The organism is Sphingomonas pokkalii (genome assembly GCF_003096275.1).
In the GTDB taxonomy this organism is placed as follows: Bacteria; Pseudomonadota; Alphaproteobacteria; order Sphingomonadales; family Sphingomonadaceae; genus Sphingomonas; species Sphingomonas pokkalii.
The window spans coordinates 2,069,679-2,094,666 of the sequence record NZ_QENQ01000001.1 but is presented as its reverse complement, the minus strand read 5'-3'; the positions used below and the strand labels follow the sequence as shown (position 1 = coordinate 2,094,666).

Below are 24,988 nucleotides of genomic sequence, written 5' to 3'. Positions count from 1 at the left end.
CTCCTCATCGGGGCGCGGGGAAACGGGCGCCTTCCATGGGATCGTTACGCGCGCGGGACCGATCCGTTCCCCCTTTCATCGGATTCATGCTGCACCTGCGTTGTGCCGAAGCGCAGCGACAGGCCGTGATACAGCCGTTCCTTGCAGATCAGCTGTGCGGTGAAGTCGGCGATCAGCGCGGCGGCGAGCAGCGGCAGCATCAGGCCGCGGCTGGCGGTCGTCTCGGCGATGATGATCACCGCGGTCAGCGGTGCGCGGACCACGCCCGTGAAATAGGCGACCATGCCCAGCAGCACGATCGTCCCGCCGGGGGCAGTGGGGAACATCGGGCGCACGAGGTCGCCGACACCTGCGCCGACCGACAAAGACGGCGCGAAGATGCCGCCGGGAATGCCGGCCACGGCGGTGGCGAGCGTCGAGGCGAACTTGGCAGGCGCGTACCACCAGGGAATGGCGCCGTTGGTGATCGCGCTGCGCGCCGCGTCATAGCCGGTGCCCCAGGTCAGCCCGGTCGTCACGCCCAGCACGGCCACCACCAGCCCGCAGGCCGCGGCAAAGGCGAGCTTGTGGCGGCGGACGGCGACGAGCGGCGGCCAGTTCGACCCGCCGGTCGCCAGCATCAGCCGGGAGAACAGCCCCCCGGCAAGGCCGCCGACCACCCCCGCGATCGGCGCGGCCAGGATCGCCTGGCGCAGCGGCAGCGTATCGCGCATCGCGCCGAAATAGACATAGTCGCCGGCAATGCCGAGGCTGGTCATGCCGGCGATCAGCACTGCGGCCATTACCAATACGGCCATGCGCTGCTCATAGGCGGCGGCGAGTTCCTCGATCGCGAAGGCAACGCCTGCGAGCGGGGTGTTGAACGCGGCAGCCACGCCCGCTGCGCCGCCCGCGATGAACACCGAGGCGCGGATCGGCACGCGGGCGAGCCGGTGGGCATAGCCCATGATCGAGGCGGCGACCTGCACGGTCGGCCCCTCGCGGCCGGTGGAGGCGCCGGCCAGCACCGCGCCGATGGTGAGGATGAGCTTCAGCACCACGGTCTTCGCGGAGGTGAGGCTGGTCATCGCAGCATCCGGATCGCGGGTTGCCGCCATCACCTGCGGGATGCCCGAGCCGACGGCATCGGGGGCGAAGCGGCGGGTCGCCCAGGCGAACAGTGCGAAGCCGGCAGGGGTGAGGAGGAGGGGGAGCCACCACCAGGCCCGCTCCAGCATCGAAAAGCGGCGCGCGGCCCAGTCTGCAGCCTCGGCAAAGGCGAAGGCGACGAGGCCGATGACGATCGCACCGCCCAGGAAGGCGACCCGACGGCGCCAGAGCGGCGCGGTCGGCCCGTGCCGGCGCACGATCGCGCGCACGCGGCGCGCATTGCGGTGATGGTCCATTGTCTTCCTCGGCCGCGCCCCCGCCGCCCTCCTTACCGTTCCGCGCGTAAATGTCAGGACGGTAATTGCGCGTCAGTCGTCCAGCCAGGCGGCGACCCAGAAGAGCGGGGCGTTCCAATTGATCGCGACTTCGTTGAGCGCATAGGCGTGGATATCGTCCGCCCAACAGGCTTGCGGTGCGCAGCGGCCCTTCAGCTTCGCCGCCACCGGATCGACCATCGCGGTATCGTTCGGTCCGCCGGAAAGTACGCCGGGTGGCGGGCCGGGCAGCTTCGGATCGAGCGCGTGCGCCCAGAAGCGGTGATGCGGGTTGCGCAGCGGCCGCGCGCCATAGCCGCTGACATAGGATTGGCCGAGCGGATTGCGGCCGAGCACATAATCGATCGCGGAAACCACGCCTGCCCGATATTTCGCGTCCCCGGTCAGGTCGTGCGCCACGCCGAGCAGCATCGCCTGGTTGAGCAGATCGCCGTTGGATCCCCAGGGATAGCCACTCGCCCGATAAGGAATGGCATAGCCGTTTTCGCGCCGCTCGGCGAGGATGCGGTCCGCCCCGGCGATCAGTGCGGCGCGCAGACGCTGGACCTCGGGCGCGGGCAGGGCGTTCTTCACCGTCGCCAACGTGATCGTGCCGAGCGGGGCGGTGAAGCTCCAGCCCGGTGCCCGCACCGCCGCCTCGAAATGGGGAGAGGCCGTCACTGCGGTACGGAAGGCTTCCTCGCCAGTCGTGGCGTAGAGTTCGGCGGCCGCCCAATAGACTTCGTCGCTCAGGCTCCCATCGCCATAGCCGCCGCTGCCGGTGAAGCTGTTCGTCGCATACACCTGCGGGTTGCGCTGCGCTGCGGACCAGGCGCGCCGCGCGGCGGACAGGCAGCGGGCCGCAAAGGCATCGTCGATCCCGCGCCATAGCCGGGCGCACTGCGCCGCAGTCGCGGCCAGATTCAGCGTCGCCCCGGTGGTCGGGGGATAGAGCAGCCGTTCCTCGCGATCCTGTTGCGGCGGTGTCGGCAGCGTCGTCCAGTTGCGGTCCGCCACCTTCTGGTGCGCCATCCCGCTGGCATCGATTTCCGTTACGGGCGGAAGCTGCCTGCCGGCGAGCGGCCCGACCGGTAGCCGCGTCCGTACGCCATCGGGGATCTGCATCCGCAGCAGGAATTCCATCTCCCACCGCGCTTCGTCGAGCAGGTCGCTCACGCCATTGCCGGATTCCGGAATGCGCAGCGAACCGTCCGGGAAGGCGGACGGCCGTCGTTCATAGGCGTTGAGCAGCGTCCAAAGGGCGATTCCGCCGTTGACGACATATTTGCCGTGATCGCCGGCATCATACCAGCCGCCGGTCACATCCAGGCGATAGCCGCACCCCGGCCATGCCGTGCCGCGTTCGTCCTTGCCGGCGAAACAGGGGGCGACTTCCGATGGATGGCCTGCCGGGCGCGCCCAGGCTGCCCCCGCATTGCGCGCGTCGATCGGAACGCCGGCGCGTTGCTGGTAGAAGAAGTTGGCGGCATCGCGTGCCAGCGGCCGATACAGGCCCGCGGCGATCGCGAAGGGATCGCTCGTCACCCCGGCAACCGACAGGCGATAGCCGCGACCGGCGCGACGGAAGCCGGAGAAATCGATCCGCTGCACGACCACGCCCGAACTGGCATCCGGTCCATAGACGAAGGTCTCGCCGCGTCCGACAGCGTTGCCATCCGCATCCAGCAGGAGCCAGGGGAGAGCCGTCGTGCCCCCGCTGCGGAGAATCGCCAGCTTCACGTCCCCCGGTTCGAAGCCGACCTGGTTGAGGTCGATGGTCGGCTGTTGTTGCGCGGTCGCCGGGCTTGCCGCGAGCAGCGCGGCGAACAGCCATCCTGTCTTCCTTGGCATCGTCCTTCCCCTTTTCCCTATTTTCCGTTGCCCGGTGCGTGTGGCGTACGGATGGCCTGATAATAGCCCAGCGGGTGCGGGGGGGGCAGATGGCCGGCGGGCAGCGGCCGATGCGAAACAGATTGCCAATAGGCGATCGAGGCATCGCGCCACCACTGCGCTTCCTGGCGTTGGATGGCGAGGAAGTCGCGCACCTCTGCCCAGCGCCGCGCATCGATCTTGCCGTCCAGCGTGGACCAGCGGCGTTGCATATCCTCGACGGTGGTGATGCCGGCATCATATTGGGCTACCAGCCTGTCCCAAAGCGTTCCGCCCGAGCGCATCCGATAGTCCCAGGGGACGTGGTGGAACCATAGCAGCAGCCGATCCGGCACTGTCTTCAGGTCGCCCCAGCGTTTCGCCACTTCCGGCGCATATTGGCCGAGCGCATTGGTGCCGGTGGGCGTGCGATCGAAGCCGATCCCGTTTGCATCGGCGCGGTGATAATAGGCCGGGTTCCATTCGGGCCGGGCGAGGTCAGATACCCAAGGGGCGGGGCCATAATGGTGCCCGGTCGCCATCAGATGGCCGAGCCCCAGCGGCGTCATGTAATTCACCACCGCCTCGCGCGATTCCATCATCATCGCCACGATCGGATCGGCGATGGCGGAATCGGCGCTCCAGGTGAGCCGCGCCCAGTCGCGCGCGATGTCCACGGCGCGGGCGTCCGGATCCCAGGCGAGCCGGCCATAGGCATACCAGTTCGCCTGATCGAACTGCGATCCGCTCCAGTTGATGTCGGTGCCGATATTGGCGACGCCCGCCATGCCGGTGAGCGCCCTGGGTGCCACCGGCGTTTCCAGCACCTTGGCGACGGTGCTGCCCGCGCGCGGGCGGAAGGTGTCGCTTTCCAGCACCTCCTCCCACATCGTCCCCAGATAAGCGAGGTGCGTGGCGAAGCCGAGATACTCCTTGGTGATCTGCACCTCCAGCATCAGCGGCGTCTTCGGCATCGCACCGAACAGCGGGTGGAAGGGCTCGCGCGGCTGGAAGTCGATTGCGCCGTTCTTCACCTGGAGCAGGACGTTGTCGCGGAACTTGCCGTCGAGCGGTACGAATTCCTCGCTCGCCTGTTTGTGGCGATCGGCATCGTTATGCTCGGAATAGACAAAGGCCCGCCACATCACCACGCCGCCATGGGGGGCGAGGGCATCGGCCAGCATGTTGGCGCCGTCCGCGTGGCTGCGCTTGTAGTCGGACGGGCCGGGCTGGCCTTCCGAATTGGCCTTGACCAAGAAGCCGCCGAAATCGGGGATCACGGCATAGATTTCGTCCGCCTTGGCCTTCCACCAGGCGCGGACCGCCGGATCGAGCGGATCGGCCGTCTTCAGCCCGCCGATCTCGATCGGCGCGGAGAAGCGGGCGGTGAGATAGACGCGGATGCCATAGGGGCGAAATACCCCCGCCAGCGCCTTCACCTTCTGGAGATAGGGTGCCGTCAGGATATCGGCGTTGGCGTTGACGTTGTTGAGCACCGTCGCGTTGATGCCGATCGAGGCATTGGCGCGGGCGTAATCGGTATAGCGAGGATCCGTGTAGCCGGGCAGCTTCTGCCAGTCCCATAGCGACTGGCCCGCATAGCCGCGCTCGACATAGCGATCGAGATTGTCCCAATGATCCAGCACCCGCAGCTGCAATTTGGGCGCATCGGCAACGGCCAGCGCGTCGATCGGCTGCTGGAGTTGAAGCAGGCGGAGCAGGCGGAACGTGCCGTAGAGCACGCCGGCATCGCTGTTGCCCGCAACCAGAATCACCCGCCCGCCCGGCATTGCGACCGAGCGGATCAGAAAGCCTTCCCGGCCGAGCGGTGCGAGCGGCAGATCCAGCCCGCTCAATAGCGGCGAATCGGCGGTGGCCAATACGATGCCGCCATTTCCCTGCACGGCGCCGGCATGGGCAGGCGGCGATCCGAGCATCCTGCCCAGGCCGCGATCGAGTTCCTGCACGGCGGCGGCAAGGGTGGGGCGCGTGGTATCGGCGACGAGATAGCGGAAATGGGGGGCATAACGCTGCGCCTGGCTCGGCGCGAGCGGCGCATAGCGCAGCCAGAGGTCATAGCCGGTTTCGGCATGGCCTGGCGCCGCAAAGATCAGGGCAAGCAGGACTGCGATAATCGATCGTATAGAACGCCACACGGCTTCACTCTCCTGACGCGCGATTCTTTGCCGCCGTTGAGAAGGCTGTAGCAGTCTCCACGTGGTACCGCTACCAAGGAGGCGGTGCAGAACCATGCACGCGGTACAGGAGAGGGTGATGATCGCGAATCGGGCGACGCGGCGAGGGATTCTGGGGGGCGCCATGGCGGTTGCGGCGGCGATGCCGATCAGCGCCCGGGCGAGCAGTGCAATTCCCGGCCTGAACACGATCGCGGGTCGGCGGGGAATGCGCTTCGGATCGGCCTTTGCATGGAGCCCGCCGGATGCCGATGCCGGCAGCTTCGCCAATCCGGCCTATGCCGCTCTGCTCCAGCGCGATTGCGGGATCCTGGTGGCGGAGAATCAGATGAAGTGGCAGGCGCTGCGCCCCAGCGCCGATCGCTTCGACTTCGCCCAGTTCGATGCGATGCTCGATTGGGCGGAGGCGCACCACATGGCGATGCGCGGCCATACCCTGTTGTGGCACAAGACGCAGTACTTCCCGCGCTGGCTGAACGGATATGATTTCGGTGCGACGCCGCGGCGGGAAGCGGAGCGCGTGCTGGATACGCATATCCGCACGGTCTGCGGCCGGTATGGCACCCGTATCGGTAGCTATGACGTGGTGAACGAAACGGTGGACGAGAAGACCGGGGCGCTCCGCGATACCAGCCTGTCCCGCGCCTTTGGCGGCACCGAACCGATGCTGGATCGGGCGTTTCAGACCGCACGTGCCGCCGCGCCGCACGCGCAGCTGGTATATAACGACTATATGAGCTGGGAGCCCGGCAACGAGGCGCACCGCGCGGGCGTGCTCCGACTGCTCGAAGGGTTTCGCAAGCGCGGCGTGCCGGTGGACGCGCTGGGCGTGCAATCGCATATCGAGCCGCTGGGCGAGGGGACGCCGGGGCAAATGGCGGCGCGACAGGAAAAGCCGTGGCGCGCGTTTCTCGATTCGGTGACCGCGATGGGCTATGATCTGCTGATCACCGAGTTCGATGTTGCCGATCAGCAACTACCGACGGACTTTGCTACGCGCGACCGGATCGTTGCAGAATATGCCGGTATTTATCTGGACATCTTGCTTGGCTATCCGCAACTACGCGATGTGCTCGCCTGGGGCATGTGTGACAAGTATAGCTGGCTGAACGGCTTCAAGCCGCGCCGCGATGGGACGGGAACACGGGTGACGCCGTACGACACCCGGTTTCGCCCCAAGCCGCTGCGCGACATGATTGCCAGGAAGCTGATGAAGGCGGCGGCGCGGGCCTGATTTCCGGCACGCTCCCGTTCATATTCGGCGTCTATAGATGGGAGTGGCGACGGCCCGCGGGCCAGCACTCCAGGGAGCAGGTCCATGGCCGCAGCGGCCCCAACCAGGGAAGGATCGAGCGGCGGCGAATATCCGTCGATCAGCCTCGACATGGCTGCGCTGTTCGCACATGCGGAAGCGCTGGCGCGCGATCATGCGCAGGCGCCGGTAGCCGCCGCAGGTGCGGCCTTCCGGCAGCACCTGCTGGAACTGGCGCGCACCTCCGCCCAGCGCAGCGCGATCGCCCTTCAGGGCGCCGATCTGGAGCGCCGCGCGCGGGCCGGGCGGATTCGTACCTTCGCCGATGGGCGCCCGGCGGACATCCTGTTCGATCTGGCGCGGCCGCTTGCGGCCTGGATCGGCGGCGGCAGGCATATCGAGGCCAATATCGTCGCCAACCGCTATCTGGATATCTCGCCGCAGGGTGCGTCCGGCTGGGCGCTGTTGCCGTTGATGCTCGCGCTGCAGGCGGAGGACCCGCAAGCGGCGGACCGGATGCTGGCGTATGATATGCCGCAACTGATCGTCATCGGCGGCCTTTCCGGCACCGGCAAGTCTAGCCTGGCGCGGCTGCTGGGCGGGCATGTCGGCAGGCGCCCCGGTGCGCGGGTGCTGCGATCCGACGTGTTCCGCAAGCGGATCGCCGGTCTTCCTCCGGAGACGCGCCTGCCGATCCGGCATTATACCGCCCGCAAGAACGCCGACACCTATGAGGCGATGTTCGAATCCGCCGACGATCACCTGGCGTGCGGCACGACCGTGATTCTGGACGCCGTGTTCCTCAATCGCAGCGAGCGCGAAGTGGCAGAGGCCTTGGCGCAGCAGGCACGCGTGCCCTTCACCGGCATCTGGCTGGAAGCACCGGAGGGCGATCGGCTGGCCCGGATCGCGGCGCGGACCAGCGATGCCTCCGATGCCACCGTCGCCGTGGTGCGCGAACAATCCCGCAGTTCGGTCGGCGATCTGTTCGGTTGGCATCGGATGCGCGCGAATCGGCCGATGGAACTGATCCTGCCCGCGGTCCGCGCGATCGTCGAACGCGGCCGGAAATAGGGGGCGGCGCGCCATCGCAGCGCGCCGCTATCGGCGGATCAGACCTTCTCTGCCGAGCGCGCGATGAACGGGGCCTCCGCCCGCGCGGATGGCGCGGCTTCGGTGCAGAACAGGCCGTACAGCGCGTCCAGCATCTGCCTGGCTTCCGGGCTGGCCAGCGAATAGAAGATCATCTGGCCGGCCCGCCGGGCCGATACCATGCCTTCCCGGCGGAGCAGCGCCAGTTGCTGGGAGACAGCGGTGTCGCGGGCGCCGGTCAGCCGGGCGAGTTCGCCGACCGACTTCTCGCCATCGAGCAGATGGCATAGCAGAAGCAGGCGGCTGCGGCCGGACAGCGCTTTCAAAAATTGCGACGCGCGGTCGATGACGTCGATCATTTCGTCTTTCACGGCGACCATGGCTATGCGTGTCCGCTCGGGTACGCAAGCTGTCATAGTGCGGAAAGACAAGGATTTTTCCTAAACCTGCATCAAGTCGACATTGCAAACCTTTGCACGGTGCCGATCACCCCCACCCCGCGCCTGGACCATACCAGCGCTTCGGAGCGGAGGGAGGTCACGCGGCTGCGCCCGACGAACCAACGCGGCCGCTGCGTTCGAGCTTGCCCCAGCCGACCCACCATCCGCCGACAGCGGAGCCGATCGCGCGCAGCACCACCCAGTACATCAGCTGGCGATAGACGAAGCGTTGCGCCACGAGCAGCAGCGCCGGATAGCGGATGCGCCGGCTGTTCAGGCGATAGGCGACCCAGCCGCAGCCGATGTCGATCGCGGTGAAGGCGATCCAGTAAACCGCCATGGTGAATACATCGGTGCTGGTCTGCTGCCAGCCATGCTGGGCAATGCGCAGCGCCGTGGCGAAGATCGCGGCGACCAGCGCGATATCGATCAGTGGCGAGATCGCGGCGAAGATGATCTGGAACACCCATGCCTGGGGCAAGCCGACCCAGGCCAGGCCGCGGGCGGTGCCGTCCCGATACAGGCCGCGATGCTTCCACAGGCATTGCAGCGTGCCGAATGCCCAGCGATAGCGTTGCTTGGCGAGTGCGCGGAAGCTTTCCGGCGCTTCCGTCCAGGCAACCGCATCGGGGTCATAGGTGACGCGCCAGCCGGCGCGCTGGATCGCGATGGTGAGGTCCTGGTCCTCCGCCAGCGTGTCTTCGGGGTAGCCGCCCACCGCATCGAGCGCGGCCCGGCGCCAAGCGCCGACCGCACCCGGCACCACCGTGATCGCGTTGAAGCCGGCCAAGGCGCGCCGTTCCAGGTTCTGCGCGGTGATATATTCCACCGCCTGCCACCGCGTGACCAGGTTGATGCGATTACCCACCTGCGCACTGCCGGCGACGGCGCCCAGTTTCGGATCGGCGAACCAGCGCGCCAGCCGCCCGATCGTCTCCGGTTCGAACTGGGTATCGGCATCAAGGGCGATGATCACTTCGCCCTTGGCTTCCTGCAGCGCGCGGTTGAGCGCCGCGGCCTTGCCGCCATTTTGGAGCGTGAGCAGGGTGACGCGCGGATCGTCGCCGAACGCCGCTGCGACGATCTCGCTGGTGCGGTCCTTGGACCCGTCGTCGGCGACGATCAGCTCGATCGCGGGATAGTCGCTGGCCAGCACGCGCCGCACCGATTCCTCGATCACGCGTTCCTCGTTATAGGCCGGGATGATCACCGATACGCTGGGGACATAGACCGGCGGAGCGCCGCGTTCGCGGCGGCGCTGCCGCAGCGCCAGGCCGGCCAGGATCAGCGCGCGGGTGATGCCCAGCGTGATCGCGATGAAGAACATCCACCGCAGCGCCGAGGCGATCGCAGCAAGGACGACGAAGATCGCGACGTCCGCCCGCACCGCCAGCAGATCGCTCCCACGGATCGGCGGCATCACCGCGTCGTAGGAAAGCCCGGCCAGCTTCGAAACCGGTACGAAGCTGTATCCCCGCGCGCGCAGCTCGGCGATGATACGGGGTAGCGCCTCCACCGTCTGCTCGCGATTGCCACCGCCGTCGTGCAGCAGGATGATGTTGGCGGAGTAGGAAGGCGTCGCCGATTCGACCGCGTTCACCGCACCGTTGACGATCGCGTCGACGCCCGGCCGCTTCCAGTCGTCCGGATCGGCGTGGAGGCCGACGACGGTATAGCCCTGCTTCTGGGCGACCAGAGCAGGATCGAGTTCGTCCGCGGTCGTCGGCTCGGCGTCGCCGAAATAGGGCGCGCGGAACAGCCGCATCCCCCGGCCGGTATAGGCCTGCACCAGCCGCTGGGTGGCGTTGAGTTCCAGCGCGGTGCTGGCGGCCGAGGTGGTAGCGAGATTCGGATGGGTGTAGGTGTGGTTGCCCAGTTCATGCCCTTCCGCCACCAGACGACGCAGCAGCAACGGGTGTTGCAGCGCGTTTTCGCCGACGATGAAGAAGGCCGCGGGTATCTGTGCGGCTTTCAGGATGTCGAGGATCCGCGGCGTGTAGGTGGGATCGGGGCCGTCATCGAAGGTGAGCGCCACCTGTTTGCTCTGGGCGCCGGTGCGGACCACGACATACGGGGTGGGCAGCACGGGATAGGTGACGTCGCGGATCATGTTCGCGGCATCGAAACGGATGACGCGCTGCCCCACCGTCGGCGTGGCGGTGATCCGAAGAATCTCGCCCGAGCCTTCGACATCGACTTCGGTGGCCGGCACGATCCGGCTGAGATCGGGCAAGCCGCCATGGCGATAGGCGAGAAGTGCCGTCCAGATCCCTGCGTCCTCGGTGCCGAGCCGCCACAGTGCCACGCTGCCGACGCCGGCGGCACGGACCGCCTGAAGCTGGTTCCAGCTCGCCGCGGCATCGACCATCCAGATTTCGTGATGCTCGCCATTTTCGGTGTAGGCGAAGGCGCTGTTGCCGCTGCCCTTGTCGAAGGTGACGCTCGCATCGCTGTCGTGCGCCGCCGACCAGGCTTCTTCGATGCTGAGCGCATCCACCGTCGAGCCGTGCCAGTCATAGGCATAGCTGGCGAGCGCGACGATCAGCTTCTCGGTGCCGACCTGCGCCACGGCATTGCGCAGCTGATCGACGAACCAGGGCTGGGGCGCGATCGGCCCGGCCGTGCCGCCTTGCCAGTGCTCGTCATAGTCCATCAGGATCACACGATCGGCGACGGCGGCGAAGCGCTTGAGCTTCCAGCTCGCGTCGCCCGCCGGCACCGTAACCGCGAGGAGCTTGTCCTTCGGCATCGCCGCGTTGATTTCGGTGAGCAGCTGAAGATAGCCCGGCAGCGCATTGGCGGGCAGGCTTTCGAAGTCCAGCACCAGGCCGGCCTGATGCCGCGCCTGGACCTGTGCCGCCAGATCGCGGGCGAGCTTGGCACGGGCGGCCGGGCTCGCCATCAGCCGTGCGGCGCCGGCGCTGTCCCAGCCGTCATCGGAAACGTTCTGCACCATCGGCAGCACGCGGGTTGGCCTGCGCGCACCGGCAAGGATGGTGGCGAGGCGGGGATCCTCGGTGATCTGCATTTTGTGATCGTTGCCGGTGACCGAGATCAGGGCAGGGACCACCCAGTCGAGATCGCCGATGTTGCGGCGGAGCGAGTCGGCGCTCGCCTGGTCCCAGGGAACGTAGAAGCCTATGGTGAGCGGCGCGCCTGGACGCTTGGTGGTGCCGCCGGGAAGCCAGCGGTGCCGCCGGGGATCGCCGCGGGCGCTCATCGATCGCAGTGCGGCCGGCTTTGCATTTTCCCACCGCACCGGCAGATCATGTGCCGGCGGAACATTGACGATGGTCGCCGCGAAGATGACCGCGGTCAGCAAAACGCCGACGACGATCAAAATCACCGTGCGGATTGCCCAGCGCTTGCGGATGCCGGTGGGATCGAAAAAGACAGGAGGCGACATCGGGGGCAATCTTTCGCGGGCGCAAAAATCCCGGCACGCAGCCGGGGACCCCCATCTTATAGAAGCTGCGATGAACTGAAGCTATACGGTGGACTAACTGTATTGATCGCGGCGGCGGCGCGCTTTCACACGGCGCTGCTGAACCGCGCTGCCGCCTGGCCGCGATAGACGTCGAGCGCGCTGGCGATCACCCGTGCATAGGGCAATGCGTCCGGCGCGAGGATCAATATGCTGCCTTCCCAGCGCACCAGCTTCAGTGCGGCGAAACGCGCCAGACGCAGCGCGATATCGGCGCGATTGCCGATGGCCGCCAGATCTGCGCGGCCCTGGCACAACAGCTCCTCGATCGCGGCGGCCCGCCATTGATCGTCGATCGATCGGTGGCACCCTCGCGCTGCTGCGAATCGGCCCGCTGCGATTGCCATGTGCCAGCGGCCTGCATTTTTCTCGTTCTGGAGCAGCCGGTCCGGGAACTGGCTGATCGCGCTGGCGCCCAGACCGATCAGGATGTCCGATTCGTCTTCGGTGAAGCCCTGGAAATTGCGACGGAGCCGCCCGTCGCGTGCGGCATGGGCCAGCGCGTCACCGGGCAGAGCGAAATGATCGAACCCCACCGCGTCATAGCCTGCCGCCCGCAACCGGGCATGGGCCCGTGCCGCCTGTTCGAACCGCCGTTCGGCGGCGGGCAGCGCCGCCGCATCGATGCGGCGCTGGCGCGGGATCAGATGCGGGACATGGGCATAGCCGAACACGGCCAGCCGATCGGCGGCCAGTGCCACGCTTTCGTCCAGCGAGGCTTCCAGAGCGGCGGCCGATTGGCCGGGTAAGCCGTACATCAGGTCGAAGTTGATCGATTCCACGCCGGCGGCGCGGAGCAGGCTGACGGTTGCGGCGATGTCCTCGCGCGGCTGGACGCGGCCGATCGCCGCCTGGATCGCGGGATCGAAGGTCTGCACCCCCAGGCTGACCCGCGATACACCGGCCGCGCCGATCGCATCCGCCCAATCGGCATCGAAGCCGCGCGGATCGATCTCGATCGACAGCACCGGGGCGGTGGCGCCGAATGCCGCCCGAGACTGCGATACCAACTGCGTGAAGGCCTCTGGCGCGATCGCATTGGGGCTGCCGCCGCCAAAGGCGATCCGCCCCACCTTGCCGCGACCATCGAGACGGCGTGCGATCATTTCGATTTCGTCGGAAAGTCGCGCGAGATAGGCGTCGAGCCGGGCGGTGCGATTGGCCGCGCCGGTGTTGCAGCCGCAATACCAGCAGATTTCGCGGCAGAATGGGATGTGGAGATACAGCGACAGCTCCGCTTCAGGCGCCACGCGATCGAGCGCGGTGGCCATGTCGGTCGGCGTAACGGCGTCGCCGAACTCGGCCGCGGTGGGATAGCTGGTGTAGCGCGGCGCCGGCGTGGCGAGCAGATCGGGATGATAGGTCCACATGCGCTGATCGCATGGCGGGCGTGGGCAGGGTTGTCGCTTGGGAATGTTCCGTAGCCTTGCCGCCCGAGGCGGCGGGGGATAGGCATCGCCCGATGCAACTGGATGATCAGCTACTTCGCTATTTCGGCACCCGCGAGCTGGGCGCCATCACCCCGCCGGCGCTTGCCGCGGGCATCGAACATATGAAGGTGGATCTGGGTCTGGAAACCGATCGCGGGCGCCGCTTTGCGCTCTGGGCGTTGCTGTTCATGTTCGGCAGCGCCCCCGATCTGGATGCGACGTTCGAAGACGAAGCGGATCGAGAAGCGGCCCGAAATTTCATGGATCTTTCCGACGCACAGGATTGATCGGCCGGAATTGCCTCGAAACGGCGTAATTTTTCAAATGGGTAACAATTTGTTTCCCGAGAATAACCTCGGTTGACTGTCCTTCCTTTCAATGGAGATTTCGAACTCCCTTCATGGAGGAGGTTGGTCATGCGACGCATTGGCGCGTTCACGGGTACGGTTGCAGCAATAGGATGGTTGTTTTCGGCAACCCCGGCAGCGGCATTCGATGTCGACTGGGAAGGCTACATGAACTGCGTGTTGAGTTGTTACGATGGCTTTCCCGGTCGGGAGCGGGATTGCGATCTATCCTGTCAAAAAGCCTTTGGACTGGATACCGGGGAAGGCCCGGTCGGTGATGGTCGGGGTTCGGATATCGATGTGCCGCCGGGCGTGCCGATCGTGAAATGTTCGGAATCCATTCTGCTGGGGCTTTGCGGCCAGCTCTGATCCCCGAGTTGCAGCCGCCCCGACCCCCGTCGGGGCGGCCGTTCTGCCCATGGGCCGTTTGCCCCATTCCCGGCGGATAGCAAGAGCGCCATCGTGCGGGCTGCACGCTCTGTACCTGATCCTTGGATCGCTTTCTTTTCCACAAGCGTTTGCATAGGATCGTGTACTCAAAACAAGATGGGGCGTTGCGGATGCAACATGCGGATCCGGGACCGCCACGGTTCTTCATGATTGACGGGAAAAGGGGATGCCAATGGACAGGACAGCCGAATTCGGCATGTCGCGGAGAGGGGTGTTGATCACCAGCGCGGCCTGTGCCGCCGCCGGTGCGATTCCCGCAGGGGCGAACGCGAAGGAACCCGCATTCGCCGATGCGCCCACCATGCTTCCCGTGCAGTTCAAGGTGAACGGCAAGGCCGTCGATCTCACCGTCGATACGCGCACCACCCTGCTCGATGCGCTGCGGGAGCATCTGCACCTCACCGGCACCAAGAAGGGCTGTGACCATGGCCAGTGCGGTGCCTGTACGGTGATCGTGAACGGCCGTCGCATCAACAGTTGCCTCAGCCTCGCGGTAATGCACGCTGGCGACAGCGTCACTACCATCGAGGGGCTGGGTTCGCCCGAAGACCTGCACCCGATGCAGGCTGCCTTTGTGAAGCATGACGGCTATCAGTGCGGCTATTGCACACCGGGGCAGATATGTTCGGCCATTGCGGTGCTGGAGGAGATCAAGGCGGGCGTGCCCAGCCATGTGAGCGACGATGTCGCCGCCTTGCCCGCACTTACCGAGACGGAGATCCGCGAGCGGATGAGCGGCAACATCTGCCGCTGCGGCGCCTATTCCAACATCGTCGAGGCGATCCGCGAGGCCGCGGGGCGGAGGCAGGCATGAAGGCGTTTACCTATAGCCGCGCGAGCAGCCCGGCCGATGCGGCAGCGCTGGCGGCCAAGACGCCGGGTGCGAGGTTTCTTGCCGGCGGCACCAACCTGCTCGACCTGATGAAGCTGGAGATCGAGACGCCGGCGCATCTGATCGACGTCAACACGCTCGCGCTCGACAAGATCGAGGATACGGCAGAGGGCGGCCTGCGCATCGGTGCGCTGGTGCGCAATACCGACCTCGCCGCCGACAAGCGCGTACGCCGCGACTATGCGGTGCTGACCCGCGCGATCGTCGCGGGCGCCTCGGGCCAGTTGCGCAACAAGGCGACCACTGCCGGCAACCTGCTCCAGCGTACCCGCTGCCCCTATTTCTACGATACCAATCAGGCGTGCAACAAGCGCAAGCCGGGCAGCGGCTGCGCGGCGATCGGCGGGTTCAGCCGCCAGCTGGCGGTGATCGGCACGAGCAAGGACTGCATCGCTACCTATCCCGGCGATATGGCGATCGCGATGCGGCTGCTGGATGCAACCGTCGAGACGGTGAAGCCGGACGGCAGCACCCGGAAGATCGCCATCGCTGATTTCCACCGGCTGCCGGGCGACACGCCGCATATCGACAACAGTCTGCAAGCCGGGGAGTTGATCACTGCGGTGACGCTGCCCAGGCCGTTGGGCGGCAAGCATTTCTACCACAAGGTGCGCGACCGCGCCTCCTATGCCTTCGCGCTCGTTTCGGTGGCGGCGGTTGTGCAGAAGGACGGCACCGGCCGCGTCGCCTTTGGCGGCATGGCGCATAAACCATGGCGGGTCGAAGCCGCCGAGGCCGCGCTCCCCAAGGGGGCCGCCGCGACTGCCAAGATCGCTTTCGCCGGCGCGACGCCGACACACGACAACGCCTTCAAGCTGCCATTGGCCGAGCGCACGCTCGCCGCGGTGCTGAGCGAAGCAAGGGGCTGAGCCATGAAGTTCGATACCCCCGCCACGACCAATCCGATCGATCGCCTGAAGGTGGTCGGCAAGGCCACCGATCGGATCGATGGCCCGCTCAAGACCACCGGCCGTGCGCCCTATGCCTATGAACGGCACGATGCGGTGCAGAACCCGGCTTATGGCTATGTGCTGGGATCAGGCATCGCCAAGGGCCGGATCATCGGCATGGACCTGGAGGAGGCAGAGGCCGCGCCCGGCGTGCTCGCGATCGTGACTGCCGAGAATGCCGGCAAGCTGACCAAGGGTAATTTCAATACCGCCAAGCTGCTGGGTGGTCCCGCCATCGAGCATTATCATCAGGCGATCGCGCTGGTGGTGGCGGAAACGTTCGAGCAGGCGCGCGCCGCGGCCTCGCTGATCCGCGTCCGCTATGCTCGCGAGGACGGACGCTTTGATCTTGCGGAGCAGCTCAAGACGGCACCGATCTCCAGCGATGGCGACGGTACCCCCAAGCCCGATCGCACCGGCGATTTTGACGGTGCCTTCGCGGCGGCCGCGGTGCAGTTGGACGCTACCTACACCACTCCGGATCACAGCCACGCGATGATGGAGCCACATGCTTCGACGGCGGCATGGGACGGCGATGCGCTGACGCTGTGGACGTCGAACCAGATGATCAACTGGGGCAAGGGCGATGTCGCCCGCACGCTGGGCATTCCGAAAGAAAAGGTGCGGCTGATCTCGCCTTTCATTGGCGGTGGCTTTGGCGGGAAGTTGTTCGTGCGGTCCGATGCGCTGCTTGCGGCGCTGGGCGCGCGGGCGGCGAAGCGGCCCGTGAAGGTGGCGCTGCAGCGTCCGCTGATCGCGAACAACACTACCCATCGCCCAGCCACCATACAGCGGATCCGCATCGGTGCCGACAGGAACGGACGCATTCGTGCAATCGCCCATGAAAGCGGCTCGGGCGATCTGCCCGGCGGTGGCCCCGAAACCGCCGTGGCGCAGACTCGCCTGCTCTATGCAGGCGAGAACCGGCTTACGGCGATGCGGCTGGCCGTGCTCGATCTGCCGGAGGGCAATGCGATGCGTGCGCCGGGCGAGGCGCCCGGCATGATGGCACTGGAAATCGCGATGGACGAAATGGCGGAAAAGCTGGGGATAGACCCCATCGCCTTTCGCGCGGCGAATGATACCCAGGTCGATCCGGAGAAACCCGAACGCCCCTTTTCGCAGCGTAAGCTGGTGGAATGTATGCAGATCGGCGCCGACAGGTTCGGCTGGGCCCGCCGGAATGCGACCCCGGGAAAGCGGCGTGACGGGCGCTGGATAATCGGCATGGGCATGGCGGCGGCGTTCCGCAACAATCTCAACATGCGCTCCGCCGCCCGCGTACGGCTTGACGGCAATGGTCGGGTGACGGTCGAAACCGACATGACGGACATCGGCACCGGCACCTATACCATCATCGCGCAGACCGCCGCGGAGATGATGGGCGTGCCACTGGAAGCGGTGGCCGTACGACTGGGCGATTCGAGCTTTCCGGTCTCGGCCGGGTCCGGCGGGCAATGGGGCGCGAACAGCGCCACGGCGGGCGTCTATGCTGCCTGTGCGGCGCTGCGCGACAAGGTGGCGGCGGCACTGGGATTCAATGCGACCGATGCGGTGTTCGAAGACGGCAAGGTCCGCGCCGGCAATCGCAGCGCGGCGCTCGCCGATGCCGCCAAGGGCGGCGAGATCGTCGCCGAGGACGTCATGGAATATGGCGATCTCGCCAAGAAGCAGCAGCAATCCACCTTTGGCGCGCATTTCGTTGAAGTCGGGGTCGACGCGGCGACCGCAGAGGTGCGCATCCGCCGGATGTTGGCGGTATGCGCCGCCGGCCGCATCCTGAACCCCAAATCGGCCCGCAGCCAGGTGATCGGGGCGATGACGATGGGGGCAGGGGCGGCGCTGATGGAGGAACTCGCGGTCGACAAGCGTTTCGGTTTCTTCGTCAACCATGATCTCGCCGGCTATGAAGTGCCGGTCCATGCCGATATCCCGCACCAGGAGGTGATCTTCCTCGACGAAACCGATCCGACCAGTTCGCCGATGAAAGCAAAGGGCGTGGGCGAACTAGGGATCTGCGGGGTCGGCGCGGCGGTAGCGAATGCCATCTACAACGCGTGCGGCGTGCGAGTGCGCGACTATCCGATCACGCTCGACAAATTGCTGCCGGGGATGCCCGCCTTCGTTTGAGACAGGGGCGGGGGCGGCGCGTACCGCCCCCGCTGTCTTACTTCACGGTCAGCGTTGTGCTCTTCAGCGTCGCCGAGTCCGGGCCGGCGGAGATGGTGAAGGTACCGGGTTCCACCACATGGCGCATCTGGCTGTTCCACAGCGCCAGATCGTCCGGCGTCAGCTCGAAGCGGACCGTTTTCTTCTCGCCCGGCTTCAGCGTCACGCGCTCGAACCGCTTGAGCTCGATCACCGGCCGCGTCACCGAAGCCTCGTCGTCATGGACGTAGAGCTGGACCACCTCGTCGCCGGCGACCTTGCCGGTGTTGGTCACCTCCACCTCGACGCTCGCCTTGTCGGCGATGCCGATCGTCGGCGTGCCCAGGCGCGGGGCGGCGATGTCGAAGCTCGTGTAGCTCAGGCCATAGCCGAACGGGTAGAGCGGACTGGTGTCGCCGAACAGATAGCCACGGCGCGCGCTCGGCTTCTTGTTATAGTAGATCGGCAGCTGGCCGACGTTCCGCGCGATCGACACGGGCAGCTTGCCGCCCGGATTGTAGCGGCCGAACACCACGTCGGCGATCGCGTTGCCGGTCTGCTCGCCCAGATACCAGCCCTCGATCAGCGCCGGGGCCTTTTCCGCAAGATAGTTCACCGCATAGGGGCGGCCGTTGAGCAGGATCACGACCACCGGCTTGCCCAGCGCGATAAGCTCCTTCGTCAGCTGGTCCTGCGGCCCCGGCAGGTCGAGCGTCTCGCTGTCGCCGAGATGGTTGTCGGCCCAGGCCTCGCGGCTCACCGCCTCGTTGCCGCCGAGAACCAGCACAACCACGTCGGCGTTCTTCGCGGTCTCCAGTGCCTGGGCGCGGAGCTGGTCGTTCACCGAATCCGGCACTAGTTGCACGGCATCCTTCGACCATTCACGATGATCGGTGATGCGGATGCCCTCGGCATAGTCGACCGCGAACTTGCCCTTGCCTTCGGCCTGCATGCCTTCGAGCACGCTGACGACATGGTTGGGCAGGTCCGAATAGCCGCCGATCGGCGTGTCCTTGGCGTGGGTACCGATCACCGCCATGCGCTTGATGCCCTTGGCGTCGAGCGGGAGGAGACCCTGGGCATTCTTGAGCAGCACGATCGATTCGCGCGCCGCCTGGCGGGAAAGCGCGATCGCCTCGGGTGTGTTGGTGCGCGCGGCGGCCAGCTTCACCTCGGGATAGGGATTCTCGAACAGCCCGCCCTCGAACTTCATCCGCAGCACGCGGCGCACGGCATTGTCGATCTCGCCCTGGCTGACCCGGCCTTCCTTCACCAGCTGGACGAGATGGGTATAGGCCTCGCCGTCCGGGGTCTCGACGTCGACACCCGCGTCGAGCGCGCGCTGCGCCGCGTCCTTGGGGTCCTTGAACATGTGGTGGCGGGTGATCAGCTCGCGGATCGCGAAATAGTCGCTGACCACGGCGCCCTGGAACCCCCATTCGCCGCGCAACACGTCGGTGAGCAGCCACTTGTTGGCGTGGCTGGGGATGCCGTCGATCTCGTTATAGCTGGCCATCACCGACATCACGGGGAGCGTCTTCACCGCCGCCTCGAAGGGCGGGAAGAAATCTTCGCGCAGCGTCCGCTCGCCGAGCGAGGCGGGGCCGACATTGGTGCCGTTCTCCGGCTGGCCATGGCCGGTCATGTGCTTGAGGGTGATGAACACCTTGTCGGATGCCAGCGGCAGGGTACTGCCCTGGAAACCGCGGATCGCGGCGAGGCCCATCTGGGTGACGAGGTACGGATCCTCGCCATAGGTTTCCTCGATGCGACCCCAACGCGGATCGCGGGCGACGTCGACAACGGGGGCGAGGACGAGGTTGGCGCCGCGGGCGCGGGCCTCCTTGGCGGCCATCGAGAAGATCTGTTCGACCAGCCTGGGGTTGAAGCTGCTGGCCAGGCCGATCGATTGCGGGAAGCTGGTGGCCCCCGGCGCGACCAGGCCGTGCAGCGCTTCCTCATGCATCAGCATCGGGATGCCGAGCCGCGTCTTCTCCATCGCCCATTTCTGGGCAGCATAGACGTAGCGGGCCGTTTCCTCCGGGCTGCGGTTGACGTCGCCTGCGTTGGCACCTGCGGCAGCGGATGCGCCGGCAGCAACGCCGCGTCGGTCATAGGGTCGGGAGATCATGCCAAGCCCGTTGGGGAAATTCTTGCTCGCCGTCGCGGGATCGAATGCGCCCTTGCTGTCCTGAACCAGGCCCTTGTTGAGCCAGAGCGCCTGAAGCTGCTGGACCTTTTCCTCCAGCGTCATGCGCGCGAGCAGATCGTTGACCCGCGCCTCGACGGGCTGGCTGGCGTCCTTGTAGAGCGGCTTTTCGGCGCGGGTGGTCTGCGCTTGAACCGGCTGTGACCCGACGAGGGGCGTCAAGGCGCTCGCGGCGATGGCAAGCGCGGCGACGCGGCGAAAGTGGCGCATGTTCCTCTCCCTGAAGGCTGGCGACGATCTTGATGTCGCCTGTTGCCATGATGGTAGCGCTATCAGCTATAAGGGGGCGTGCCGATGCCGGTCAACCGCGCGCGCTCGAACGATTGCAATCATGGTAGCGCGAACCTATGCGTTCGTGCAGGGAGGGGGGATGAGCAAACCTAGCCGGCGCAGCCGGGGCAGCATCACCGTACAGGACGTGGCACGCGAAGCGGGCGTTTCCGCGATGACGGTTTCGCGCGTTGTCAATGGCGGCACGAATGTCCGCGAAGCGACCCGGGAAGCCGTGCTCGCTGCGATCGCCAAGCTCAACTACTCGCCGAACAGCGCAGCCCGCAGCCTGGCTGCAGGGGAAGCCACGCAGATCGGCTTGCTCTATTCGAACCCCTCCGCCGCCTATCTTTCGCAGTTTCTGATCGGCGCGCTTGCCGCCGCCCGGCGTGCCGGTTGCCATCTCGTGCTGGAAGCGTGCGAAGGCGAACGTCCGGAGGAGCAGGCCGAGGCGACCCGCGGCTTCGTGCAGACGCATGTGCAAGGGGTGATCCTGCCGCCGCCGCTTTCCGAAGCGGGGGCGGTGCGTGCGGAGCTGGAAGCTGCCGGCATCCCCTGGGTATCCGTCGCCATGGGCCTGCCGCCTGAGGGCAGCCTGAATGTCCGCATCGATGATTTCGCGGCTGCGTCCGCGATGACGAAGCATCTGATCGATCTGGGGCATCGCCGGATCGGCTTCATCCGCGGCAACCCGAACCAGACATCGAGCGCCGAGCGCTATCGCGGGTTCTGTGCGGCGATTGCAGCGGCGGGGATGGACCTTGCAGCGATGCCGGTCGAGCAGGGCTATTTCACCTTCCGGTCTGGTATCGTCGCCAGCGAGGCGCTGCTCGATTTGCCCGAGCCGCCGACGGCGATCTTCGCAAGCAATGACGATATGGCCGCCGCGACCGTGGGCGTGGCGCATCGCCGCGGCCTGCATGTGCCGCAGGATCTGAGCGTCGTCGGATTCGACGATACCGCGCTTGCTACCACCATGTGGCCGGAACTGACCACCGTTCGCCAGCCGATCGCCGCGATGGCCGAGGCGGCGCTGACCATGCTGCTCGAAGCGCTTCGCCCCGGCGTACAAAGCGAGGCCGCCGAACAAGTGCTTGCACATCAGTTGATCGTGCGCGAATCCTGCGCGCCGCCACCCCGGCGATAGGACAACGCTGGCAGAAAGTTGCGTGCAGCGATGTGCGGGCTTGCTTTTCCTGGTTGCACGGGCCAGCGTTACCGCTAACAAATCGCGCCACATCCGGGGTGTTGAGGAGAGGGACCTGATGAACCAGACGGCGGAGCGGGCCAATATCGGCCTGATCAGCGCCATCGTGGCGGTGGCCACGATCGGCGGATTGCTTTTCGGATATGACAGTGGTGCCGTGAACGGTACCCAGCCTGGCCTGCAGGCCGCATTCCAACTGGATGAAGCCGGGCTTGGCTTCACCGTCGGCTCGCTGCTGATCGGCTGTTTCATCGGTGCGTTCTTCGCCGGCACGCTGGCCGATGCGATCGGCCGCCGCAACGTGATGCGGCTCGCCGCCTTCATCTTCCTCGTCGGCGCGCTGGCGCAGGGCTTTGCGCACCTGCACGGCGTGTTCGTCGTCGCCCGGATCGCCGGCGGCATCGCGGTGGGTGCGGCTTCGGTGCTGTCGCCCGCCTATATCTCCGAAGTCGCCCCCGCGAACATTCGCGGCCGGATGACGACGGTGCAGCAGATCATGATCATCTCCGGCCTCACCGCCGCGTTCGTGGTCAACTATTACCTTGCCGCTGCCGCAGGCGCCTCGACCAACGCCTTCTGGGCAGGCCTCGAAGCCTGGCGCTGGATGTACCTGATGCAGGCGATCCCCGCCGCGGTGTTCCTGGTCGCGCTGTTCTTCATTCCGGAGAGCCCGCGCTACCTGGTCGCCAAGGGGCGCATCGAGGAAGCCACCAAGGTGCTGACCGACCTGTTCGGCCCGCAGACCGCGCGCACCAAGCTGGAGGAAATCCGCGCCAGCTTCACCACCGACCATCGCCCGAGCTTCCGCGACCTGATCGACCCGCGCACCGGCGGCATCCGCCCGATCCTGTGGGCCGGCCTGGTGATCGCGGTGTTCCAGCAGCTCGTCGGCATCAACGTGATCTTCTATTACGGCTCGACGCTGTGGCAGCTGGCCGGCTTCACCGAAGCCGACTCGCTGCTGATCAACATCGTCTCGGGCGCGGTCTCGATCGCGGCCTGTTTCGTGACGATCGGTCTGGTCGACCGGATCGGCCGCAAGCCGCTGTTGCTGATTGGCTCGGCGGGCATGGCGGTGACGCTGTTCGTGCTCGTCTATGCCTTCGGCCATGGCTCGCTCGATGCCTCGGGCAAGCTGGTCCTCTCGCCCGAGCTCGGCAAGATCGCCGTGGTCGCCGCCAATCTCTACGTGATCTTCTTCAACATCAGCTGGGGCCCGGTGATGTGGGTGATGCTCGGCGAGATGTTCCCGAACCAGATCCGCGGCTCGGCGCTGGCGGTGTGCGGCTTCGCCCAGTGGTTCGCCAACTATCTGATTGCGCAGAGCTTCCCGGTTATGGCGTCCAAGCTCGGCCTTGCTGCCAGCTACACCTTCTACGCCGTCTGCGCGGCGGTCAGCTTCTTCCTCGTCCTGAAGTTCATCAAGGAAACCAAGGGCAAGGAACTCGAGGCGATGGAGGGCTGAGGCCTTCTGCCGGCCCCTCCCTCCCAGGGGAGGGGCTTTTTGTTTTTTGGGAGTTTGAATCGTGACCCGCACGCCTGCCCGTCCGTTCCGATCGCGCGAATGGTTCGCCGCCCCCGGCCGCGCCGACATGGCCGCGCTCTATCTCGAGCGCTTCATGAACTACGGCATCACGCCGGCGGAGCTGACGTCGGGCAAGCCGATCATCGGCATCGCCCAGTCGGGCAGCGACATTGCGCCGTGCAACCGCATCCATCTGGAGACGGTGAAGCGCGCGCGAGAAGGCATCCTGGCGGCGGGCGGCATCCCGATGGAATTCCCGCTCCACCCGATCTTCGAGAATTGCCGGCGCCCGACCGCGGCGCTCGACCGCAACCTTGCCTATCTCGGCCTGGTCGAGATCCTCAACGGCTATCCGATCGATGCGGTGATCCTGACCACCGGCTGCGACAAGACCACGCCGTCTTCGCTGATGGCTGCCTCCACCGTCGACATCCCGGCGATCGTCCTCTCCGGTGGCCCGATGCTCGACGGCTGGCACGAGGGCGAACTGGTCGGCTCGGGCACGGTGATCTGGCGCTCGCGCCGCAAGATGGCGGCGGGCGAGATCGACGAGGCCGAGTTCCTCCGCCGCGCGATGGAAAGCGCGCCCTCCTCGGGCCATTGCAACACCATGGGCACCGCCTCGACGATGAACAGCCTCGCCGAGGGTCTGGGCATGTCGCTCCCCGGCTGCGCGATGATCCCGGCGCCGTACCGCGAGCGCGGGCAGATCGCGTACGAAACCGGCAAGCGCATCGTCGACATGGCCTATGAGGATCTGCGTCCGTCGAAGATCCTGTCGAAGCAGAGCTTCCTCAACGCGATCAAGCTGCTGACCGCGATCGGCGGCTCGACCAACGCCCAGCCGCACCTCAACGCGATGGCCGCCCATGCCGGCATCACCATCACGCCCGAGGACTGGCAGACCGGCTATGACCTGCCGCTGATCGTCAACATGCAGCCGGCGGGCCAGTATCTGTCCGAGCGCTTCCACCGCGCCGGCGGCATCCCCGCGGTGCTCAAGCTGCTCGTGGACGCGGGCATTCTCGACGGCAGCGTCGCGACCTGCACCGGCCGCACGATGGCGGAGAATGTGGCGGACGCGCGCGTGCTCGACGCCGACGTGATCTTCCCGATCGACAAGCCGTTGATGGAGAAGGCCGGGTTCCTGGTGCTCACCGGCAACCTGTTCGACATGGCGATCATGAAGACCAGCGTGATCTCGGATGCCTTCCGCGCACGCTATCTCTCCAAGCCGGGGCAGGAGGGCGTGTTCGAGGTCCGCGCGGTGGTGTTCGACGGGTCGGACGACTATCACCACCGGATCAACGATCCGGCGCTCGCCATCGACGACAATTGCATCCTGGTGATCCGCGGCGCGGGCGTGCTGGGCTGGCCGGGCTCGGCCGAGGTGGTCAACATGCAGCCGCCCGATGCGCTGCTCCAGAAGGGCATCCAGAGCCTGCCGACGCTGGGCGACGGCCGCCAGTCGGGCACGTCGGACAGCCCCTCGATCCTCAACGCCTCGCCGGAGAGCGCGGCGGGCGGGGGGCTTTCCTGGCTGCGCACCGGCGACATGATCCGCATCGACCTCAACCAGGGCCGCGTGGACGCGCTGGTCGAGGCCGACGAGATCGCCCGTCGCAAGGGCGAGCCCGCCCCACCGATCCCGCCGAGCAACACGCCCTGGGAAGAGCTGTACCGCGAGAAGTCGGGCCAGCTCCACGAAGGCGGCGTGCTGGAATTCGCGACCAAGTACCGCGGCACCGGATTGAAGGTGCCCCGGCACAACCACTGAATCGGTAGGATGAGAAGCCGCGGCGCCGGGCAACCGGCGCCGCTTCTG

General features: G+C 66.5%; 17 protein-coding genes. 10 read left to right on the top strand and 7 right to left on the bottom strand.

Annotated elements, in window-relative coordinates; translation table 11 throughout:
- Positions 1 to 44: 44 nt before the first annotated feature.
- The 3 genes from DD559_RS09360 to DD559_RS09350 all read right to left on the bottom strand — a co-directional run bounded on the left by DD559_RS09360 (position 45) and on the right by DD559_RS09350 (position 5,428).
- Positions 45 to 1,385: a chloride channel protein gene (locus DD559_RS09360; RefSeq protein WP_116468932.1), complete on the bottom strand. Its 1,341-nt coding sequence runs from the start codon at positions 1,383 to 1,385 to the stop codon at positions 45 to 47.
- A 72-nt stretch (positions 1,386 to 1,457) separates the two neighbouring features.
- Positions 1,458 to 3,254 carry a glycoside hydrolase family 9 protein gene (locus DD559_RS09355; RefSeq protein WP_116468931.1) on the bottom strand — a complete coding sequence of 599 codons (1,797 nt, stop codon included), beginning with the start codon at positions 3,252 to 3,254 and terminating at the stop codon, positions 1,458 to 1,460.
- Between the two features lie 17 nt (positions 3,255 to 3,271).
- On the bottom strand, positions 3,272 to 5,428 hold the full coding sequence (locus tag DD559_RS09350) for an alpha-glucuronidase family glycosyl hydrolase (protein WP_240610195.1): 2,157 nt from the start codon (positions 5,426 to 5,428) through the stop codon (positions 3,272 to 3,274).
- 118 nt (positions 5,429 to 5,546) lie between these two features.
- Here DD559_RS09350 and DD559_RS09345 point away from each other — a divergent pair, with 118 nt between their 5' ends.
- The gene (locus DD559_RS09345) at positions 5,547 to 6,701 is read left to right on the top strand and encodes an endo-1,4-beta-xylanase (protein WP_116468929.1); all 1,155 of its coding nucleotides are present in this window, start codon (positions 5,547 to 5,549) and stop codon (positions 6,699 to 6,701) included.
- An 84-nt stretch (positions 6,702 to 6,785) separates the two neighbouring features.
- A complete protein-coding gene (locus tag DD559_RS09340) occupies positions 6,786 to 7,793 on the top strand; it encodes a P-loop nucleotide/nucleoside kinase family protein (RefSeq protein ID WP_116468928.1) in 1,008 nt (335 codons plus the stop codon).
- Between the two features lie 38 nt (positions 7,794 to 7,831).
- Here DD559_RS09340 and DD559_RS09335 read toward each other — a convergent pair whose 3' ends face one another.
- The 3 genes from DD559_RS09335 to hemN all read right to left on the bottom strand — a co-directional run bounded on the left by DD559_RS09335 (position 7,832) and on the right by hemN (position 13,105).
- The gene (locus DD559_RS09335) at positions 7,832 to 8,170 is read right to left on the bottom strand and encodes a helix-turn-helix domain-containing protein (protein WP_240610194.1); all 339 of its coding nucleotides are present in this window, start codon (positions 8,168 to 8,170) and stop codon (positions 7,832 to 7,834) included.
- 178 nt (positions 8,171 to 8,348) lie between these two features.
- Entirely contained in the window at positions 8,349 to 11,657 is a 3,309-nt protein-coding gene (locus DD559_RS09330; protein WP_116468926.1) for a trifunctional glycoside hydrolase family 18/polysaccharide deacetylase/glycosyltransferase family 2 protein, read from the bottom strand.
- Between the two features lie 125 nt (positions 11,658 to 11,782).
- A complete protein-coding gene (gene hemN / locus DD559_RS09325) occupies positions 11,783 to 13,105 on the bottom strand; it encodes an oxygen-independent coproporphyrinogen III oxidase (RefSeq protein ID WP_116468925.1) in 1,323 nt (440 codons plus the stop codon).
- Positions 13,106 to 13,197: 92 nt separating this feature from the next.
- Between hemN and DD559_RS09320 the strand changes: the two genes are divergently transcribed.
- The 5 genes from DD559_RS09320 (at position 13,198) to paoC (ending at position 17,934) form a co-directional block, all read left to right on the top strand.
- Positions 13,198 to 13,452: a hypothetical protein gene (locus tag DD559_RS09320; RefSeq protein ID WP_116468924.1), complete on the top strand. Its 255-nt coding sequence runs from the start codon at positions 13,198 to 13,200 to the stop codon at positions 13,450 to 13,452.
- A gap of 129 nt (positions 13,453 to 13,581) precedes the next feature.
- Complete coding sequence (locus tag DD559_RS19640) at positions 13,582 to 13,881, top strand: hypothetical protein (RefSeq protein ID WP_133243808.1); 300 nt, start codon at positions 13,582 to 13,584, stop codon at positions 13,879 to 13,881.
- Between the two features lie 253 nt (positions 13,882 to 14,134).
- The gene (paoA, locus tag DD559_RS09315) at positions 14,135 to 14,776 is read left to right on the top strand and encodes an aldehyde dehydrogenase iron-sulfur subunit PaoA (protein ID WP_116468923.1); all 642 of its coding nucleotides are present in this window, start codon (positions 14,135 to 14,137) and stop codon (positions 14,774 to 14,776) included.
- Positions 14,773 to 15,723, top strand: coding sequence for an FAD binding domain-containing protein (locus DD559_RS09310; RefSeq protein WP_116468922.1), 951 nt, complete (start codon positions 14,773 to 14,775; stop codon positions 15,721 to 15,723). Before paoA ends, DD559_RS09310 begins: the two co-directional genes overlap by 4 nt.
- A gap of 3 nt (positions 15,724 to 15,726) precedes the next feature.
- Positions 15,727 to 17,934, top strand: coding sequence for an aldehyde oxidoreductase molybdenum-binding subunit PaoC (gene paoC / locus DD559_RS09305; protein WP_116468921.1), 2,208 nt, complete (start codon positions 15,727 to 15,729; stop codon positions 17,932 to 17,934).
- A gap of 37 nt (positions 17,935 to 17,971) precedes the next feature.
- On the opposite strand, the gene DD559_RS09300 is transcribed toward paoC, so the two are convergent.
- Positions 17,972 to 20,371 (bottom strand): glycoside hydrolase family 3 N-terminal domain-containing protein, encoded by a 2,400-nt coding sequence (locus tag DD559_RS09300; protein ID WP_116468920.1) that lies wholly within the window; start codon positions 20,369 to 20,371, stop codon positions 17,972 to 17,974.
- 160 nt (positions 20,372 to 20,531) lie between these two features.
- Here DD559_RS09300 and DD559_RS09295 point away from each other — a divergent pair, with 160 nt between their 5' ends.
- The 3 genes from DD559_RS09295 (at position 20,532) to DD559_RS09285 (ending at position 24,940) form a co-directional block, all read left to right on the top strand.
- Entirely contained in the window at positions 20,532 to 21,578 is a 1,047-nt protein-coding gene (locus tag DD559_RS09295; RefSeq protein WP_116470825.1) for a LacI family DNA-binding transcriptional regulator, read from the top strand.
- Between the two features lie 115 nt (positions 21,579 to 21,693).
- Positions 21,694 to 23,103, top strand: a complete 1,410-nt coding sequence (locus tag DD559_RS09290; protein ID WP_276308194.1) for a sugar porter family MFS transporter — start codon at positions 21,694 to 21,696, stop codon at positions 23,101 to 23,103.
- A gap of 58 nt (positions 23,104 to 23,161) precedes the next feature.
- Positions 23,162 to 24,940, top strand: a complete 1,779-nt coding sequence (locus DD559_RS09285) for an IlvD/Edd family dehydratase (RefSeq protein ID WP_240610386.1) — start codon at positions 23,162 to 23,164, stop codon at positions 24,938 to 24,940.
- Positions 24,941 to 24,988 lie beyond the last annotated feature (48 nt).